Genomic DNA, 18,155 nt, shown 5'->3' with positions numbered 1-18,155 from the left:
ATCATTCCTCCGCGGCGCTGTGGCGCAGGCGGTTAATACGGTTCTCGCTCCACTGCTTGAGCAGCAGGATGAAGAGCGCCAGGATCAGCAACAGGCTGGCCACGCTGAAGGCCGCGACGTGGTTGTACTCGTTGTAGAGGATCTCCACGTGCAGCGGCAAGGTGTTGGTCACGCCACGGATATGGCCCGAAACCACCGACACTGCACCAAACTCACCCATGGCCCGCGCGGTGCACAGCACCACGGCGTAGATCAGGCCCCATTTGATGTTCGGCAAGGTCACATGCCAGAACATCTGCCAGCCGTTGGCGCCGAGCAGGCGCGCGGCCTCCTCCTCCTGCGTGCCCTGTTCCTGCATCAGCGGGATGAGCTCGCGGGCCACGAACGGCACGGTGACGAAAATGGTCGCCAGGACGATGCCCGGCAGGGCGAACACGATCTGGATGTCGTGGTCCTGCAGCCAGGGGCCGAACAGGCCTTGCGCGCCGAACATCAGCACGTAGACCAGGCCTGCGATCACCGGTGACACCGAGAACGGCAGGTCGATCAACGTCACCAGGATGCTCTTGCCGCGGAAGCTGTACTTGCTCACGCACCAGGCGGCGCTGACACCGAACACCAGGTTCAGCGGCACCGAAATGACCACGGCGAGCAAGGTGAGCTTGAGCGCCGACAGGGCATCCGGCTCGAAGATCGCTTCGAAGAAGGTGCCGAAGCCGTTCTTCAGCGCCTGCGACACCACGATCACCAGTGGCAGCAGCAGGAACAGCGCGAACACCAGCCAGCCAAGGCCGATCAGGACGCGCCGCGAGGTGGCGCTGCCACGCCGGGCGGCGTTGGCGGCGGCGCTTGCACTCAGGGTTGAACTGGACATGCGGCCTCCTTCAAGGGGTTTCGATGCGGCGCTGCAGCAGGTTGATCAGCAGCAGCAGGATGAAGGAAACCACCAGCATCAACACGCCGATGGCAGTGGCACCGGTGTAGTCGTACTGGTCGAGCTTGACCATGATCAGCAACGGCAGGATCTCGGTCTTCATCGGCATGTTGCCGGCGATGAAGATCACCGAACCATACTCGCCAACGCCACGGGCGAAGGCCAGGGCGAAACCGGTGAGCCAGGCAGGCAGCAGTGCTGGCGCGAGAATATGGCGGAACACCTGCAACGGTTTCGCGCCCAGGCATGCCGCGGCCTCTTCGACTTCACGCGGAATGTCTGCAAGCACTGGCTGCACCGTGCGCACCACGAACGGCAGGGTGACGAAGGTCAGCGCCAGGGTGATGCCCAACGGCGTGTAGGCGATCTTGAAACCGAGGTCGGTGGCGAACTGGCCAACCCAGCCTGCAGGCGCGTACAGGGCAGTCAGGGCAATACCGGCAACCGCGGTGGGCAAGGCGAATGGCAGGTCGATCATCGCATCGATGACCTTGCGCCCGGGGAAGGTGTAGCGCACCAGCACCCAGGCCAGCAGAGTGCCGATCACACCGTTGATGATGGCGGCGAACAGGGCAGTGCCGAAACTCAGCTTGAGCGCGGCGATCACCCGCGGCGCACTGACGACATTCCAGAACTGCTCGAAGGTCAGCTGCGCGGCATGGACGAACATGGCAGCCAACGGTATCAGCACGATCAGACTGAGGTACACCAAGGTGTAGCCCAGCGTCAGCCCGAAGCCGGGTATGACGGGGGAAATGCGACGTGACATATATATCCCTGGGTAGAAGCACTTGGCCCAGTATCGATCCGGGGCCGGTGCAGGCTTTTGAATCCTGGGGCTGCTCTGCAGCCCTTTCGCGACGCAAGGCCGCTCCTACAGAGATCGCGTATCCCCTGTAGGAGCGGCCTTGTGTCGCGAAAGGGCCGCAACGCGGCCCCCGCTTTTCCTTGGCCCTTACTGTGCCTGATAGATCTGGTCGAACACACCGCCATCATTGAAGAACTTCGGTTGTGCAGTCTTCCAGCCACCGAAGTCCTTGTCGATGGTCACCAGGTCCAGTTTCGGGAACTGCTTGCCAAATTCGGCAGCCACTTTCTCGTCACGCGGGCGATAGAAGTTCTCGGCGGCGATCTTCTGCCCGGCCGGGCTGTACAGGTGCTTGAGGTATTCGCTAGCGATCTCGGTATTACCTTTCTTCTCGGCGTTCTTGTCGACCACTGCCACGGGCGGTTCGGCAAGGATCGACAGCGACGGCACGACGATGTCGAACTTGTCGGCGCCACCGTCTTCCTTCAGCGCCAGGAAGGCTTCGTTTTCCCAGGCCAGCAACACGTCGCCCTGGCCGTTGTTGACGAAGGTGATGGTCGAGCCGCGAGCGCCGGTATCCAGCACTGGCACATGCTTGAACAGCTCCTGCACATAGGCCTTGGCCTTGTCTTCACTGCCGCCGGTCTTCAGGCCGTAGGCCCAGGCGGCGAGGAAGTTCCAGCGGGCGCCACCGGAAGTTTTCGGGTTGGGGGTGATGACCGAGACGTCCTTCTTGATCAGGTCGCCCCAGTCCTTGATGCCTTTCGGGTTGCCCTTGCGCACCAGGAACACAATGGTCGAGGTGTACGGGGTGCTGGCGTTCGGCAGGCGGGTCTGCCAGTCGTCCGGCAGAGTCTTGCCGAGCTTGGCGATTTCGTCGATGTCACCGGCCAGGGCCAGGGTCACCACGTCGGCGCGCAGGCCGTCGATCACCGCACGGCCCTGCTTGCCCGAGCCACCGTGGGATTGCTGGATCTTAACCTTGTCGCCCGGATGGGCCTGTTGCCAGTGCTTGATGAACTCGGCGTTGTACTGCTGGTACAGCTCACGGGTCGGGTCGTAGGACACGTTCAGCAGTTCGTAATCCTTGGCGATGGCGGAACCGGCAAAAACAGCACTGGCCAGGGCGGCAAGCGCATAACGGCGGATGGACATGGTGAAGCTCCCGATTGGCATTTTTCTAGTTCTGGATGTTGTGGTGCGAATCAGCCGGCCTTGTTGCCTGGCTGTTGCAGGCGGAACTTCTCCTTGCGTTCGATCTGCACGACCTGAGCGTTGTGCACGGTGATTTCCACAGCACCGAAACGCAGGTCGCGCAAGGCGCTCTGGATCTCACGCAGAATGGTGGCTTCGTCCTGACCGTCGATGCTACGCAGCGATGCACTCATGCTCGTTCTCCTTGGAATGAGGGTGCCGGGCATGGATGTGAAGGGGTTCATTGCCTGGCTTGAAGGCAATAGTAGTGAGGCACAGTTATTCTTAAAAATACTGTTTAAGAATTTTTATATAACCAAATTCATACGCCCATTCTGAACAAACAAAATAACCCTGTGGGAGCGGGCGTGCCCGCGAATACGGTAGTGAATCCACCATCGCATTCGCGGGCACGCCCGCTCCCACAGGGTTCAGTGTTGGGGCTTGGTTGTGTGCTCAGGCTCGCGGATCTTGTACCAGGCCACATAGAGCGCCGGCAGGAACAGCAGCGTCAACAGCGTTGCGCTGATGATGCCGCCAATCATGGCATAGGCCATCGGCCCCCAGAACACTTCGCGGGCTATCGGGATCATGCCGAGGCTAGCCGCCGCCGCCGTCAGCAAGATGGGACGGCGCCGATGGTTGGTGGCCTCCATGACCGCATCCCAGGGGGAGTAGCCCTGCGCTTCGAACTCGTCGATCTGGGTCACCAGGATCACCGAGTTACGGATGATGATGCCCGCCAGCGCGAGGATACCGAGAATCGCCACAAAGCCCATCGGCGTGCCCGTCGGCACCAGCGCCAGCACTACGCCAATCAGCCCCAGCGGTGCCACGCTGACCACCAGGAACAGCTTCTGCACGCTGTGCAGCTGGATCATCAGGAAGGTAGCCATGAGGAACAGCATCAACGGAATGACCTTGCGGATCGGCCCCTGGGCCTTGCCGCTCTCCTCCACCGTACCGCCAGTGGCAACTTCGTAACCGACCGGCAGCTTGCTGGCGAACTCGTCGATGTTCGGTTTCAGCTGGGCCACCAGGTCGGTGGGTTGGATATCGCCGTTGACCGAGGCCTTGATGGTGATGGTCGGCTTGCGGTCACGACGCCACACCAGCGGCTGCTCCAGCTCGTAACGCACGGTGGCGAACGACAGCAGCGGTATCGAGGTACCGCTGGGGGTGAGGATCTGCAGGTTCTGCAGGGTATCGGGCGAACCGCGCTCGCTGTCCTGGGCGCGGGCGACAACGTTGACCAGGTAGATGTTGTCGTTGACCTGGGTGATATTCACGCCACTGACAATGCTGTTCATCACATTGGCCACGTCTTCCGACGACAGCCCCAGCTGGCGCGCCTTGTCCTGGGCGATTTCCACGCGCAGCACCTTACCGGGCTCGTTCCAGTCGTAGATCATCTCGCCGATATGCTCGTTCTGGTTGAGCAAGGTAGCCAGGTCGATGGCATGCTTGCGCACCTCGTCGATACTGGCACCGCTGACCCGATACTGGATCGGCCGGCCCACCGGCGGGCCCATTTCCAACGATTGCACGTTGGTGCCGATGCCAACGAACTCTTCATGCAAAATCTTCTGCAAGCGCTCCATCATGCCCTGGCGCTCTTCGAAGCCCTTGCTGACGATCACCAGCTGCGCGTAATACGGGTTCTGCAGCTGCTGGTCGAGCGGCAGGTAGAAACGGATGGCGCCCTGGCCAATGTAGGTGCTCCAGTGCACCAGGTCGGGGTCGTCCTTGATGCGCGCCTCGAAGCGGTCGACCACCTTGCGCGTCTCTTCGATCGAGGCGTTTTGCGGCAGGTTGAGGTCGACCAGAATCTCCGGGCGGTCCGACGAGGGGAAAAACTGGTTCTGCACGAAGCGCATGCTGAACAGCGACAAGGCAAACAGCAGGATGGTGCCGATGATCGTCAGCCAGCGATGGCGCATGCACCACACCAGCCCCCCTTCGAACGCCCTGCCGACCCGCCCGGGCTCGGCCTCGTGGGCCTTGAGCTTGCTGCTGCTGAGAATGTGCACACCCAGCACCGGGGCGAAGAACACGGCCACGATCCACGACACCAACAAGGCCACGGCGATGACCGCGAACAAGGTGTAAGTGTACTCGCCGGCAGAACTGGCGTTGAGGCCGATCGGCACGAAGCCGGCCACCGTTACCAGGGTGCCGGTCAGCATGGGGAATGCCGTCGAGGTATAGGCGAACGTGGCCGCCTGCTCCTTGCTCTCGCCCATTTCCAGGCGGGTGACCATCACCTCGACCGTGATCATCGCGTCATCCACCAGCAGGCCGAGGGCGATGATCAGCGCACCCAGCGAAATCCGCTGCATGGTGATGCCGCTGTATTCCATAAAAACGAACACCATCGCCAGCACCAGCGGAATCGAGCAGGCCACCACCAGGCCGGCGCGCATGCCGAGGCTGACAAAGCTCACCGCCAGCACGATCACCACCGCTTCAAACAGCGCGCTGGTGAAGCCGCCGACTGCCTGCTTGACCACCACGGCCTGGTCCGACACGGTGTGGACGCCAACGCCGACCGGCAGGTCCTCAACCACCCGGTCCATGCGTTTTTTCAGCGCCGCGCCAAATACCTGCATGTTGCCGCCGGCCTTCATGCCGATGGCCAGGCCGATGGCGGTCTGGCCGTTGTAGCGGAACATCGGTGACGGTGGGTCGACGTAGCCGCGCTGGATGTCGGCGATGTCGGCCAGGCGGAAGAAGCGGTCGTTGATCTTCAGGTTGACGGTCTGCAGATCCTTTTCCGAGGCGAACTGCCCGGTGGTGCGAACCGAAATGCGCTCGGGGCCAGCTTCGATCACCCCGGCCGGGGTCACCGCGTTCTGCTGTTGCAGTGCCTGCATGACCTGGCGCTGGTCGATGCCCAGGGCCGCCAGCTTGCGGGTCGAGAAATTCAGGTACAGCACTTCGTCCTGGGTACCCACAAACTCGATCTTGCCGATGTTGGGCACATCGCGCACTTCGGCCCGCGCCTGTTCCACGTAGTCCCGGAGCTGACGCAGGGTCAGGCCGTCGGCGGTGAAGGCGTAGATCGTACCGAACACGTCGCCGAATTCGTCGTTGAACCCGGGCCCCTGGATACCCTGCGGGAACTGGCCGCGGATGTCCTGGATCTTCTTGCGCACCTGGTACCAGATTTCCGGGATGTCCTTGGCCTTGGTGGTGTCGCGCAGGTACACGTACACCGTGGATTCGCCCGGGCGGGTGTAGCTCTTGGTGTAGTCGAGGGAGTCCAGCTCTTCGAGCTTCTTCTCGATACGGTCGGTGATCTGGTAGAGGGTTTCGTCCTGGGTCGCGCCCGGCCAGCGGGTCTGGATCACCATGGTCTTGATGGTGAACGACGGGTCCTCCTCACGGCCGAGGTTGAAGTACGAGAAAATGCCCATCAGCAGGGCAACGAACATCAGGTACCAGACGAACGATTGATGCTTGAGCGCCCATTCGGACAGGTTGAAGCTTCCTTTCATTGCGCATCCTCGTCGAAGGTGACCTTCTGGCCAGGCTTGAGGCTGTTCACACCCGCCGTTACCACACGCTCGCCCGGCTGCACGCCCGAAGCCAGGACGATGCTGTCGGCGGTACGGTCGATCAGGGTGACGTCCCGGGTACCCACGGTTTTCTGCTCGGTGTCGATCACCCAGACCTGAGTCTTGCCATCACGCTCGAGCAAGGCACTGAGCGGCAGCTCGCTGCGCGGGCTCACTTCAGAGCTCAGGGTCACGCTGATCGCGGTACCCAGGTGGAAGGCCGGCGGGGTGCTGGCCAAGGTCAGGCGCGCGCGGCGGGTCCGTGTCGTCGCGTCCGCCTGCGGCTCCAGCTCGCGCAGGGTGGCGGTGGTGTTGATGGTTGGGTCGAGCTGCGACGCAACGGTGAAGGTCAGGCCTTTGTTCAGTTGCTCGGCCAGGCCGATTGGCAGGTCGATCACCGCTTCCTTCACATCCGGCCGCGCCAGGGTCACCACGGCCTGGCCGGCAGTGACGGTCTGCCCGGCTTCGGCCTGCCAGGCGGTGATGACTGCCGCGTGGTCGCTGCGCAGGGTGCTGTAGTCGAGCTGGTCGCGGGCCTGGCTGAGCGCCGAGCGCGCCTGCTCAAGCGCGGCGCTGGTGGTTTTCAGGTTGGTCTGGGCAATATCCAGCTGGGCCTGGGCCCCGACGCCGCGGTCAAACAGCTGCTGCTGGCGGCGGGCATCGGCCTGGGCGTTGATCCACTGCGCCTGCACTTTGGCCAGGTCGCCTTCGGCGGCACGCAGCTGGTTCTGCTGGTCGGTGGGGTCGAGCGTGGCCAGGGTATCGCCCGGTTTGACCTGGGCGCCCACATCCAGCCAACGCCGGGCGATGCGCCCGCCAACCCGGAAGCCCAAGGTGCTTTCGAAGCGCGCCTCGATAAGGCCAGCGAAGCGGCCCAGCTGCGATTGCATCTGTGGTTCCACCTTGACCGACAGCACCGGCCGGATCGGCTCGGGCGCTTCCTCCTCGCTACCGCAGGCGGCCAGCAGCATGCCGGCCGACATTATCAGCAGCAGGCGCTTCATAGCTCACCTCCCTGGGCCTTGGCATCGACCTTCTGCACCTGCATGCCGGGGTGCAGCAGCTGGCCACCGACCACCACCACGGTTTCACCGGCCTTCAGGCCGCTGGCAACCACGATCTTGCCGGTCAGATAACGGCTGACCTCGACCTTGCGCAGTTCGACCTTGTCGCCCTCGCCCACCACCCAGACTGCTGGCTCATGCAGCGCCTTGGTCAATGCCGACCATGGCAGCTCGACGCTGGGCCGCCCCACCGCATTGGTGCTGGCAGTGACCGGCGCGCCCAACTGCATGTCTGGCGGCACATCCTTCAGTGCCACCTTGACCTGCACGGTGCCGCTTTGCGCCGACACGGTGGGGGTGATTTCACGGACAAAGCCGTGAGCCTGGACCTTGGGGTCATCCAGCAGGCTGACGATGACCCCAGCGTCGCTGGGCGGCGCCACCAGCAGCGATTCGTAGACGTTGAACACCGCATCGCGGTCGCCGTCACGGGCCAGGCTGAAGATCGGCATGGTCGCCTGCACCACCTGGCCCACCTCGGCCTGGCGCTCGGTGATCACGCCATCGGCATCGGACACCAACGCGGTGTAGCTCAGCTGCTCATTGGCATCGGCCAGCTCTGCCTGGGCAGCCTTGAGCGCGCTCTGGTTGCTGCGCAGCGCAGCTTCGGCGGAATCGTATTCGCTCTGGCTGGTGTAGCCCTTGGGCAGCAATTTTTGCTGGCGGACAAAGGCCGCGCTGGCCTGGGTGACCCGCGCTTGCGCCGCGAACACCTCGGCCTTGGCCGAGTCGACATTGTTCTGCAGGTCTTTCGGGTCGAGCCGCGCCAGCACCTGGTTGGCCTTGACGTGGTCACCGACATCGACGCTACGGGAAATGATCTTGCCGCCGACGCGGAACGACAGGTCGGTCTGCACCCGCGCCTGCACGTCGCCGGTCAGGGTGACCCTGGCTGCGAAATCGGTGGGCTGAACCTGTTGCACACCCACCCGAGGCAGGGTCTCGGGGACCTCTTCCTTGCTGCAGCCGGTGAGCAAATACAGCAGCCCCAGGCAAACGACCGACAGTGGGCGCATCAACGTCATGCAGGCTCCTTGCTTTGCGCGCAAATGATTCTTGGGATGCGACTGTCAGCGTAGTTCAGGGTTCGATAAACGGCACTGATCGGGATCAGTTCGGCATTTTCAGCGGCTGTGCGGGCCTCTTCGCGGGCACGCCCGCTCCCACAGGGAGAGCGCAGGCTCCAAAACTCGCGCGGTACTGGTGGGAGCGGGCAAGCCCGCGAAAGGGCCGCCACAGCCGAATCACGCGCTTCAGCCATATCCAGAAACCATCAGCCACTCGGCTACCCCGCTTCAGCCGCTACCTTTCAACGGGAGGTTCAATTTCAAGGAAGATCACAATGCCGCTAGCCGAATCCCACCTGTTACGCCGTGGGCGCTTTTCCGAGCCTGGCAGGCTCTACATGCTGACCACCAAAACACACCTGCGGCTGCCACTGTTCCATGACTTCGACCATGCTCGCCTGGTGGTCAAACATCTGCGGGTGTCAGATGACATTCAGGACTGCCGGTCGTTGGCCTGGGTAGTGATGCCAGACCACCTGCACTGGCTGGTCGAGCTGAAAGAAGTGACATTGGGCACGCTGATGCGCAAGTTCAAATCACGCACAGCCATTGCGTTGCACAAGGCAGGTGTCAGGCACAAGCCGATATGGCAACCGGGCTACCATGATCATGCGTTGCGGCGGGAGGAAAATGTGGTGCATGTAGCCCGGTACATTGTGGCCAATCCTTTAAGGGCTGGATTGGTCAGGAGTATCAGGGACTTTCCACATTGGGATGCTGTATGGCTTTAAACCGGTGCTGGGGCTTTCGCGGGCTTGCCCGCTCCCACAGGTAGGGCGCAGGCCTTGAAACCTGTGCTGTACCTGTGGGAGCGGGCGTGCCCGCGAAAGGGCCGGGTCAGGCCGACGCAGCCACCTGCGTCGGGCGCTTGACCTGTGGCTGCGAGGCGTTGGCCGCCGCACCCTCTTCGATCGCCTGCTGGATCGCCTTGCGCCGACGCTCTTCGGCCTGGCGGCTGAAGAACCAGACAAAGAAGGTCACCAGCGACACCGACAGCAAGATCAGGCTGGCCACGGCGTTGATCTCAGGCTTCACGCCCAGGCGCACTGCCGAGAACACTTCCATGGGCAAGGTGGTCGAACCTGGGCCGGACACGAAGCTCGCCAGTACCAGGTCGTCCAGCGACAGGGCGAACGACATCATGCCGCCCGCCGCCAGCGATGGCGCGATCATCGGGATGGTGATCAGGAAAAATACCTTCCACGGCTTGGCACCCAGGTCCATCGCCGCTTCCTCGATCGACAGGTCCAGCTCGCGCAGGCGTGCCGACACCACTACCGCCACATACGCCGCACAGAACGTAGTATGAGCGATCCAGATGGTGACGATGCCACGCTCCTGTGGCCAGCCGATCATCTGTGCCATGGCCACGAACAGCAGCAACAGCGACAGGCCGGTGATCACTTCGGGCATCACCAGCGGTGCGGTGACCAGGCCGCCGAACAGCGTGCGGCCCTTGAAGCGGGTGACCCGGGTCAGCACGAAAGCGGCCAGGGTACCCAGCGCCACCGCAGCCACTGCCGTGTAGCAGGCGATTTCCAGCGAGCGCATCACCGAACCCATCAGCTGGGTGTTGTCGAGCAGGCCGACGTACCACTTCACCGACCAGCCACCCCACACCGTCACCAGTTTGGAGGCGTTGAACGAGTAGATCACCAGGATCAGCATCGGCAGGTAGATGAACAGCAAGCCGAGCACCAGCATCAGCTTGGAAAAACTGAAACGCTTCATGCCCTGCCCTCCATTTCTTTGGCCTGGCTGCGGTTGAACAGCAGGATCGGCACGATCAGGATCGCCAGCATCACCACCGCCAGGGCGGATGCCACCGGCCAGTCACGGTTGTTGAAGAATTCCTGCCACAGCACTTTACCGATCATCAAGGTTTCCGGACCGCCAAGCAGCTCAGGAATGACGAACTCGCCCACCACCGGGATGAACACCAGCATGCAGCCGGCGATGATGCCGTTCTTCGACAGCGGCACGGTGATTTTCCAGAAGCTGTTGAAGGTACTTGACCCCAGGTCCGAAGCCGCTTCGAGCAGGCTCGGGTCGTGCTTCACCAGGTTGGCGAACAGCGGCAGGATCATGAACGGCAGGTACGAATAGACCACGCCGATGTACACCGCCAGGTTGGTGTTGAGGATCTGCAACGGCTGATCGATCAAACCGGTCCACAGCAGGAAGCCGTTGAGCAGCCCGTTGTTGCTGAGGATGCCCATCCAGGCATAGACGCGGATCAGGATCGCAGTCCAGGTCGGCATCATGATCAGCAGCAGCAGGACTGTCTGGGTCTCCTTCTTGGCGTTGGCGATGGCGTAGGCCATCGGGTAGCCGATCAGCAGGCACAGCAGAGTGCTGAAGAAGGCCATCTTCAACGAGCCCAGATAGGCCGAGATGTACAGCTCATCCTCGGTCAACAGGCCGTAGTTGGCCAGGTTGAGCACCAACTGGATCTTGTCTTCGACGTAGGTGTAGATCTCGGTATACGGCGGGATCGCCACGTCGGCTTCGGCGAAGCTGATCTTCAACACGATGAAGAACGGCAGCATGAAGAACAGGAACAGCCAGATGAACGGCACGCCGATCACCAGGTGCCGCCCCTCCGGGATAAGGCGCTGGAAGGCTCGCTTGAGCTTGCGAGGTTTCATGACCGCAGTACCACGCCGCTGTCGTCTTCCCACCACACGTACACTTCATCGCCCCAGGTCGGGCGAGCGCCCTGGCGTTCGGTGTTGGCGACGAACGACTGAACGATCTTGCCGCTTGGCAGCTCGACGTAGAACACCGAGTGGCCGCCCAGGTAGGCGATGTCGTGGACCTTGCCACGTGACCAGTTGTGTTCGAAGTCTGGCTGAGTCGTGGTCACCAGCAGCTTTTCCGGGCGCAGGGCGTAGGTGATGTGCTTGTCTTCCACCGAAGTGGTGATGCCGTGGCCGACGTAGATCTTGCGCTCCAGCTCCGGGCTGGCGATGATCGCGTGGCCTTCGGCGTCGTCGACTACTTCACCTTCGAACAGGTTGACGTTACCGATGAATTCGCACACCAGGCGGCTGGTCGGGGTCTCGTAGATATCCACCGGCGAGCCGATCTGGGCGATCCAGCCCAAATGCATGATGGCGATGCGCTGGGCCATGGTCATGGCTTCTTCCTGGTCGTGGGTCACCATCACGCAGGTCACCCCTACGCGCTCGATGATTTCCACCAGTTCCAGCTGCATCTGCGAACGCAGTTTCTTGTCCAGTGCGCCCATCGGCTCGTCGAGCAGCAGCAGCTTGGGGCGCTTGGCCAGGGAGCGGGCCAGGGCCACCCGCTGGCGCTGGCCACCGGAGAGCTGGTGTGGCTTGCGCTTGGCGTACTGGGTCATGTGTACCAGCTTGAGCATCTCGGCCACGCGGGCGTCGATCTCGGCCTTGGGCATCTTGTCCTGCTGCAGGCCGAAGGCGATGTTCTGCGCCACGGTCATGTGCGGGAACAGCGCGTAGGACTGGAACATCATGTTGATCGGCCGCTCGTACGGCGGCATATCGGTGATGTCGACGCCGTCGAGGAAGATCCGCCCTTCAGTCGGGCGCTCGAAGCCGGCCAGCATGCGCAGCAAGGTCGATTTGCCGGAACCGGAGCCACCCAGCAGGGCGAAGATCTCGCCTTTGCGGATTTCCAGGGACACATCGTCCACGGCGACCGTTTCGTCGAATTTTTTTGTAACCCGGTCGATCTTGACCAGCACCTGCTTGGGTTGCTGGCCACCCTCGAGGGCTTTTTTATAGGCACCGGAGGCAACTGCCATGAGTGAAACTCCCAACAAGATTTTTGTGCCCGCGCGGCCTGTGTTCCAGGTACCGCAGCGGGTCTGGATGATTACTTGCCCGACTTGACCTTGGTCCAGCTACGGGTCATGAGGCGCTGCACCTTGGGCGGCAACTCTGAGTTCACGAACATCTTGTCCAGCACTTCCTGCGGTGGGTAAACCGCAGCGTCAGTCCTCACGGCCTGGTCCATCAGGTCGCCAGCCTTGGGGTTCGGGTTGGCGTAACCGACGTAATCACTGACCTGGGCGATAACCTCAGGTTTCAGCAAATAGTTGATGAAGGCGTGGGCCTCCTTGACGTTCTTGGCGTCCTTGGGGATCGCCAGCACGTCGAACCAGAGGTTGCCGCCTTCCTTGGGAATGGCGTAGGCCAGGTTCACGCCCTTTTTCGCTTCTTCAGCGCGGGCCTTGGCCTGGAACACATCACCCGAAAAGCCTGCCGCGACGCAGATGTCGCCGTTGGCCAGGTCGGTGATGTACTTGGACGAGTGGAAGTAGGTCACGTACGGGCGTACGGCCAGGAGTTTCTGCTCGGCCTTGGCGTAATCCTTGGGGTCGGTGCTGTTGGGGTTGAGCCCCATGTAGTTGAGCACCGCCGGGAGCATTTCATCCGCCGAGTCGAGGAAGGCCACGCCGCACTTGGATAGCTTCTTCATGTTCTCGGGTTCGAACAGGACGGCCCAGGAGTCGATGGTGTTCACGCCCAGCGTGGCCTTGACCTTGTCGACGTTGTAACCGATGCCGTTGGTGCCCCACAGATAAGGCACGGCGTACTGGTTGCCCGGGTCGTTCTTTTCCAGGCGCTTCATCAGCGCCGGGTCGAGATTGGAATAGTTGGGCAGCAGGTGCTTGTCGAGCTTCTGGAAAGCGCCCGCCTTGATCTGCTTGCCGAGGAAATGGTTGGACGGCACAACCACGTCATAGCCGGTGTTGCCGGCCAGCAGTTTGCCTTCCAGGGTTTCGTTGGAATCGAAAACGTCCTGCACGGGCTTGATACCCGTTGCCTTTTCGAAGTCCGCGAGGGTGTTCGGGCCGATATAGTCCGACCAGTTGTAGAAGTGCACCGTAGGCGCCGCTTGGACGCTGCATGCCAGCGTCAGGCCCGCTCCAGCCATCAAGGCCTTGCGTAGTACAGAAATAGACAAGTGGGTGGTCCTCACAATCAGTGCCTCGGTGACGGCGTGCTTATCGGTACAAGCGCTGCCGCGCACACAAAACCGGCGCGCAACTTACCTGCGCAGCTTCGTTGCCGCAATCATCAATTGCCATTCACAGGCTCCGGGCCGGGAAACCCCGACCCAGAGGTCACGCATCGGGGGTTATTTGCCCGATTTGATCTTGGTCCAGCTGCGGGTGATGTCACGCTGGACCTTGGCATCCGGCGCAGCGATGGCGTACAGCTTTTTCTTCACGTCAGCTGGCGGATAGATGCTCGGGTCGCTGGTGATTTCCTTGTCCACGAACTGGGTGGCAGCGGCGTTGCCATTCGGGAAGCGCACAGCGTTGGTGATTTCGGCCATGACTTCCGGCTGCAGCAGGAAGTTCATGAACTGGTAGGCGGCATCTTTATGTTCGGCATCTTTCGGGATGGCGACCATGTCATAGAAGGTGCCGGCACCTTCTTTCGGAATCACGTAGTCCACCTTGACCTTGTCGCCGGCCTCGTGGGCACGGGCCTTGGACTGCTCCAGGTCACCCGAATAGCCAACGGCCACGCAGATGTTGCCGTTGGCCATGTCGCCGATGTACTTGGACGAGTGGAAGTAGGTGATCGAAGGACGAATCTTCAGGAATAGCTCTTCGGCGGCCTTCAGGTCATCCTTGCTGGTGCTGTTGGTCGGCTTGCCCAGGTAGTGCAGCGCCGCCGGGATCATCTCGGTCGGGGCATCCAGGAAGCTCACGCCGCAGCTCTTGAGCTTGGCGATGTTCTCAGGCTTGAACACCACGTCCCACGAGTCGATCTTGTCCACGCCCAGCGCGGCCTTGACCTTCTCCGGGTTGTAGCCGATACCGATCGAGCCCCACATGTACGGGAAGGCGTGCTTGTTGCCCTGGTCGCTGGCATCGCCAACGGCTTTGAGCAGGTCCTGGTCGAGGTTCTTCCAGTTGGTCAGCTTGGAGCGGTCCAGTTCCTCGTAGACGCCAGCCTTGATCTGCTTGGCCAGGAAGTTGTTGGACGGCACGACGATGTCGTAGCCCGACTTGCCGGCCAGCAGCTTGGCTTCAAGGGTCTCGTTGCTGTCGAAGACGTCGTACTTGACCTTGATTCCGGTCTGCTTCTCGAACTTGGCGATGGTGTCCGGAGCGATGTAGTCCGACCAGTTGTAGACGTTCAACACTTTGTCTTCTGCCTGAACAGCGGAGGCCATGGCACCCATCAGGGCTGCGGCCAGCAACGTCTTGCCCATTTTATTCATGCGTAATGCTCCAGATTTTTTTGATTAGCCATCCGTTCAGCAGCCAGGCCCCGCGCTACACGCGTCGCAGCGACTGAAACAGCCGCTAGTCTGGCAAGTTACAAGGCGCTGTTTCAAGGAAAGCAGCCCCTTGTAACCACTTAATGTCACATCGCTAGCCTAGCAAACGCTCAACGGATCGCTTCGAGGGTCAGGTCGAGGCACTTGCGCGCCTTTTCCACGAGCTCGTCGACTTCCTCGCGGCTGATCACCAACGGTGGCGCGATGATCATGGTGTCGCCCACCGCGCGCATGATCAGGCCGTTTTCAAAGCAGAAGTTGCGGCACACCATGCCCACGCCCTTGCCTTCGTAACGGCTGCGGGTGGCCTTGTCCTTGACCAGCTCGATCGCACCGAGCAGGCCCAGGCCACGCACCTCGCCTACCAGCGGATGGTCCTGCAGCTCGCGCAGACGCTTTTGCAAGTAGGGTGCCACTTCCGTGCGCGCCTTCTCGATGATCTGCTCATCGCGCAGGATGCGCAGGTTTTCCAGGCCCACTGCGGCCGCCACCGGGTGGCCGGAATAGGTGAAGCCGTGGTTGAAGTCGCCACCTTCGCTGATCACCTTGGCCACCTTGTCACGCACGATCACACCGCCCATGGGGATGTAACCGGACGTGAGCCCCTTGGCGATGGTCATCAGATCGGGCTTGAGGCCGTAGTAGTCGGAGCCGAACCACTCGCCGGTGCGGCCAAAGCCACAGATCACTTCGTCGGCGACGAACAGGATGTCGTACTTGGCGAGGATCTCCTTGACCTTCGGCCAGTAGGTTTCCGGCGGAATGATCACCCCACCAGCGCCCTGGATCGGCTCGGCGATGAAGGCGGCGACGTTGTCTTCGCCCACCTCCAGAATCTTTTTCTCAAGCTGCTCGGCCGCCCACACGCCGAATTCGTCGGGGCTCATGTCGCCGCCCTCACCGAACCAGTACGGCTGCGGAATGTGCACGATGCCCGGGATCGGCAGGCCACCCTGCTCGTGCATGCCGCTCATGCCACCCAGGCACGCACCCGCGAAGGTGGAACCGTGGTAACCGTTGATGCGGCCAATGATGGTCTGCTTATGCGGCTTACCCTTCAGCGCCCAGTAATGGCGAACCATGCGCAGCACGGTGTCGTTGCCTTCGGAGCCGGAGCCGGTGAAGAACACATGGGTCATGCCTTCGGGCGCCACGTCGGTGATCGCCTTGGCCAGCTCCAGCGCTGGCGGGTGAGCGGTCTGGAAGAACAGGTTGTAGTACGGCAGCTCGCGCATCTGTCGTTCCGCCGCCTGCACCAGCTCTTCACGGCCATAGCCGACCGCCACACACCACAGGCCGGCCATGCCATCGAGGATCTTGTGCCCCTCGCTGTCCCACAAATGCACACCCTGCGCCTTGGTGATGATGCGCGGCCCCTTCGCCTTCAGCTGTTTGTAGTCAGAGAAGGGTGCAAGGTGGTGCTCGCCGCTCAGGGTCTGCCATTCACGGGTTTGCGGGTTGTTGACGCTCATGTGCCTCTCCATTTTCCGGCGGCCGCACCCGCGGCCTCAGGGTTGATCAGACAGCGAACAGCAGGAACTCACGCTCCCAGGAGCTGATGACGCGCTTGAAGTTCTCATGCTCGGCGCGTTTGGTGGCGACGTAGCCGGTGATGAACTTCTTGCCCAGGTACTGCACCAGCGCACGGCTGTTTTCCATGCGCTCGAGGGCGTCCTCGATGGTCAGCGGCAGGCGCAGGTTGCGGCGCTCGTAGCCACGGCCCTGGACTGGCGCGCTGGCCTCGATGCCCTCGACCATGCCGATATAGCCGCACAGCAGGCTGGCGGCGATGGCCAGGTAAGGGTTGGCATCGGCGCCTGGCAGGCGGTTTTCGACGCGACGGTTCTGCGGGCCGGCATCCGGTACGCGCAGGCCGACGGTGCGGTTTTCCTCACCCCACTCGACGTTCACTGGCGCCGAGGTGTCAGGCAGGAAGCGGCGGAACGAGTTGACGTTAGGGGCAAACAGCGGCAGCGCCTCGGGGATGAACTTCTGCAGGCCACCGATGTGGTGCAGGAACAGTTCGCTCATGCTGCCGTCTTCATTGCTGAAGATGTTCTTGCCAGTGGTCACGTCGACCACGCTCTGGTGCAAGTGCATGGCGCTGCCCGGCTCGCCGGTCATCGGCTTGGCCATGAAGGTGGCGGCCACGTTGTGCTTGAGCGCGGCCTCGCGCATGGTGCGCTTGAACACCAGGATCTGGTCGGCCAGGTGCAGGGCATCGCCGTGACGGAAGTTGATTTCCATCTGTGCCGTGCCGTCCTCGTGGATCAGCGTGTCGAGGTCCAGGCGCTGCAGTTCGCACCAGTCGTAGACGTCTTCGAAAAGCGGGTCGAATTCGTTGGCGGCTTCGATCGAGAACGACTGGCGACCGGTTTCCGGGCGGCCCGAGCGGCCAACCGGCGGCTGCAGCGGGAAGTCCGGGTCTTCGCTGCGCTTGGTCAGGTAGAACTCCATCTCCGGCGCGACGATAGGCTGCCAGCCCTTGTCAGCGTAGAGCTGCAGAACTTTCTTCAGGACATTGCGCGGTGACAGTTCGACCGGGTTGCCTTTCTTGTCGTAGGTATCGTGGATCACCTGGGCGGTCGGCTCGATGGCCCACGGCACGAGAAACACGGCGTCCTGGTCAGGGCGGCAGATCATGTCGATGTCGGCCGGGTCGAGCAGGTCGTAATAGATGTCATCGTCGACATAATCGCCGGTCACGGTCTGCAGCAGCACGCTTTCGGGCAGGCGCATGCCTTTTTCAGCGATGAATTTGTTGGTCGGCGAGATCTTGCCGCGGGTGATGCCGGTCAGGTCGCTGATCAGGCATTCGACTTCGGTGATCTTGTGCTCTTTCAACCAATCGGTGAGCTGGTCGAGGTTGTTACTCATAAATACCTCAGGAGGTAAGGTGGTCCGCGCCCTGATTCTGGATGGAGTAGATGGCTAAAGCAAAAACCCACGCGCAGGCGCACTGTGGATACACTGAAAACAAGCGTGTCCGTAGTGGTGTCAAAGGGCAGGGATACGAGAAGAGCAACGAAAAAGCGTTACGAGGTTTGGTCCGGGTACGCAAAGCGTCAATTATTGCGGCCATGCGGGCCACAGCTCGACTGATGCGTGCGGGAACGGCAGGGATACCCGACTGCACTGCGCAGGCAGCGCATTCAGGTCGCGACAAGCGGACCATGTGACCCTCGTATTATTGTGTTCTGGGTTGAGTCCGAGCTTAGCCTTGTTAATTTTTTTACACAACACCTC

At 61.8% G+C, this 18,155-nt stretch carries 15 protein-coding genes; 1 reads left to right on the top strand and 14 read right to left on the bottom strand.

Features of this window, described 5'->3' with window-relative positions:
• Nucleotide 1: 1 nt before the first annotated feature.
• The 7 genes from cysW to ACTORR_RS15430 all read right to left on the bottom strand — a co-directional run bounded on the left by cysW (nt 2) and on the right by ACTORR_RS15430 (nt 8,582).
• Entirely contained in the window at nt 2-874 is an 873-nt protein-coding gene (cysW, locus tag ACTORR_RS15460; RefSeq protein ID WP_313364757.1) for a sulfate ABC transporter permease subunit CysW, read from the bottom strand.
• A gap of 10 nt (nt 875-884) precedes the next feature.
• A complete protein-coding gene (gene cysT, locus ACTORR_RS15455; RefSeq protein ID WP_313364756.1) occupies nt 885-1,703 on the bottom strand; it encodes a sulfate ABC transporter permease subunit CysT in 819 nt (272 codons plus the stop codon).
• 186 nt (nt 1,704-1,889) lie between these two features.
• The gene (locus ACTORR_RS15450; RefSeq protein WP_313364755.1) at nt 1,890-2,897 is read right to left on the bottom strand and encodes a sulfate ABC transporter substrate-binding protein; all 1,008 of its coding nucleotides are present in this window, start codon (nt 2,895-2,897) and stop codon (nt 1,890-1,892) included.
• A 50-nt stretch (nt 2,898-2,947) separates the two neighbouring features.
• Nucleotides 2,948-3,130 carry a sulfur starvation response protein OscA gene (gene oscA, locus ACTORR_RS15445; RefSeq protein WP_016712582.1) on the bottom strand — a complete coding sequence of 61 codons (183 nt, stop codon included), beginning with the start codon at nt 3,128-3,130 and terminating at the stop codon, nt 2,948-2,950.
• 237 nt (nt 3,131-3,367) lie between these two features.
• A complete protein-coding gene (locus tag ACTORR_RS15440) occupies nt 3,368-6,433 on the bottom strand; it encodes an efflux RND transporter permease subunit (protein ID WP_441343708.1) in 3,066 nt (1,021 codons plus the stop codon).
• Complete coding sequence (locus ACTORR_RS15435; protein ID WP_313365871.1) at nt 6,430-7,497, bottom strand: efflux RND transporter periplasmic adaptor subunit; 1,068 nt, start codon at nt 7,495-7,497, stop codon at nt 6,430-6,432. Before ACTORR_RS15435 ends, ACTORR_RS15440 begins: the two co-directional genes overlap by 4 nt.
• Nucleotides 7,494-8,582: an efflux RND transporter periplasmic adaptor subunit gene (locus ACTORR_RS15430; protein ID WP_054885469.1), complete on the bottom strand. Its 1,089-nt coding sequence runs from the start codon at nt 8,580-8,582 to the stop codon at nt 7,494-7,496. Before ACTORR_RS15430 ends, ACTORR_RS15435 begins: the two co-directional genes overlap by 4 nt.
• A 317-nt stretch (nt 8,583-8,899) precedes the next feature.
• Here ACTORR_RS15430 and ACTORR_RS15425 point away from each other — a divergent pair, with 317 nt between their 5' ends.
• Complete coding sequence (locus ACTORR_RS15425) at nt 8,900-9,355, top strand: REP-associated tyrosine transposase (protein ID WP_313365870.1); 456 nt, start codon at nt 8,900-8,902, stop codon at nt 9,353-9,355.
• A 106-nt stretch (nt 9,356-9,461) separates the two neighbouring features.
• On the opposite strand, the gene ACTORR_RS15420 is transcribed toward ACTORR_RS15425, so the two are convergent.
• The 7 genes from ACTORR_RS15420 to ACTORR_RS15390 all read right to left on the bottom strand — a co-directional run bounded on the left by ACTORR_RS15420 (nt 9,462) and on the right by ACTORR_RS15390 (nt 17,786).
• Complete coding sequence (locus ACTORR_RS15420; RefSeq protein WP_054885467.1) at nt 9,462-10,355, bottom strand: ABC transporter permease subunit; 894 nt, start codon at nt 10,353-10,355, stop codon at nt 9,462-9,464.
• The gene (locus ACTORR_RS15415) at nt 10,352-11,233 is read right to left on the bottom strand and encodes an ABC transporter permease subunit (RefSeq protein WP_176507617.1); all 882 of its coding nucleotides are present in this window, start codon (nt 11,231-11,233) and stop codon (nt 10,352-10,354) included. The genes ACTORR_RS15420 and ACTORR_RS15415 overlap by 4 nt, the downstream gene beginning before the upstream one ends.
• Nucleotides 11,234-11,268: 35 nt before the next feature.
• Nucleotides 11,269-12,411 (bottom strand): ABC transporter ATP-binding protein, encoded by a 1,143-nt coding sequence (locus ACTORR_RS15410; RefSeq protein ID WP_054885465.1) that lies wholly within the window; start codon nt 12,409-12,411, stop codon nt 11,269-11,271.
• A 71-nt stretch (nt 12,412-12,482) separates the two neighbouring features.
• Nucleotides 12,483-13,577, bottom strand: coding sequence for a polyamine ABC transporter substrate-binding protein (locus ACTORR_RS15405; RefSeq protein ID WP_313364886.1), 1,095 nt, complete (start codon nt 13,575-13,577; stop codon nt 12,483-12,485).
• A gap of 174 nt (nt 13,578-13,751) precedes the next feature.
• Entirely contained in the window at nt 13,752-14,849 is a 1,098-nt protein-coding gene (locus tag ACTORR_RS15400; protein WP_262108128.1) for a polyamine ABC transporter substrate-binding protein, read from the bottom strand.
• A 170-nt stretch (nt 14,850-15,019) separates the two neighbouring features.
• Nucleotides 15,020-16,381, bottom strand: a complete 1,362-nt coding sequence (locus ACTORR_RS15395) for an aspartate aminotransferase family protein (protein WP_313364885.1) — start codon at nt 16,379-16,381, stop codon at nt 15,020-15,022.
• A gap of 46 nt (nt 16,382-16,427) precedes the next feature.
• Nucleotides 16,428-17,786: a glutamine synthetase family protein gene (locus tag ACTORR_RS15390; RefSeq protein WP_262108127.1), complete on the bottom strand. Its 1,359-nt coding sequence runs from the start codon at nt 17,784-17,786 to the stop codon at nt 16,428-16,430.
• Nucleotides 17,787-18,155: the final 369 nt, after the last annotated feature.

The organism is Pseudomonas sp. SAR267, from assembly GCF_052077595.1.
GTDB classification, from domain to species: Bacteria; Pseudomonadota; Gammaproteobacteria; order Pseudomonadales; family Pseudomonadaceae; genus Aquipseudomonas; species Aquipseudomonas vlassakiae.
Note: the sequence above shows the minus strand (reverse complement) of the source record. Positions and strands in the feature narration are given on the sequence as shown.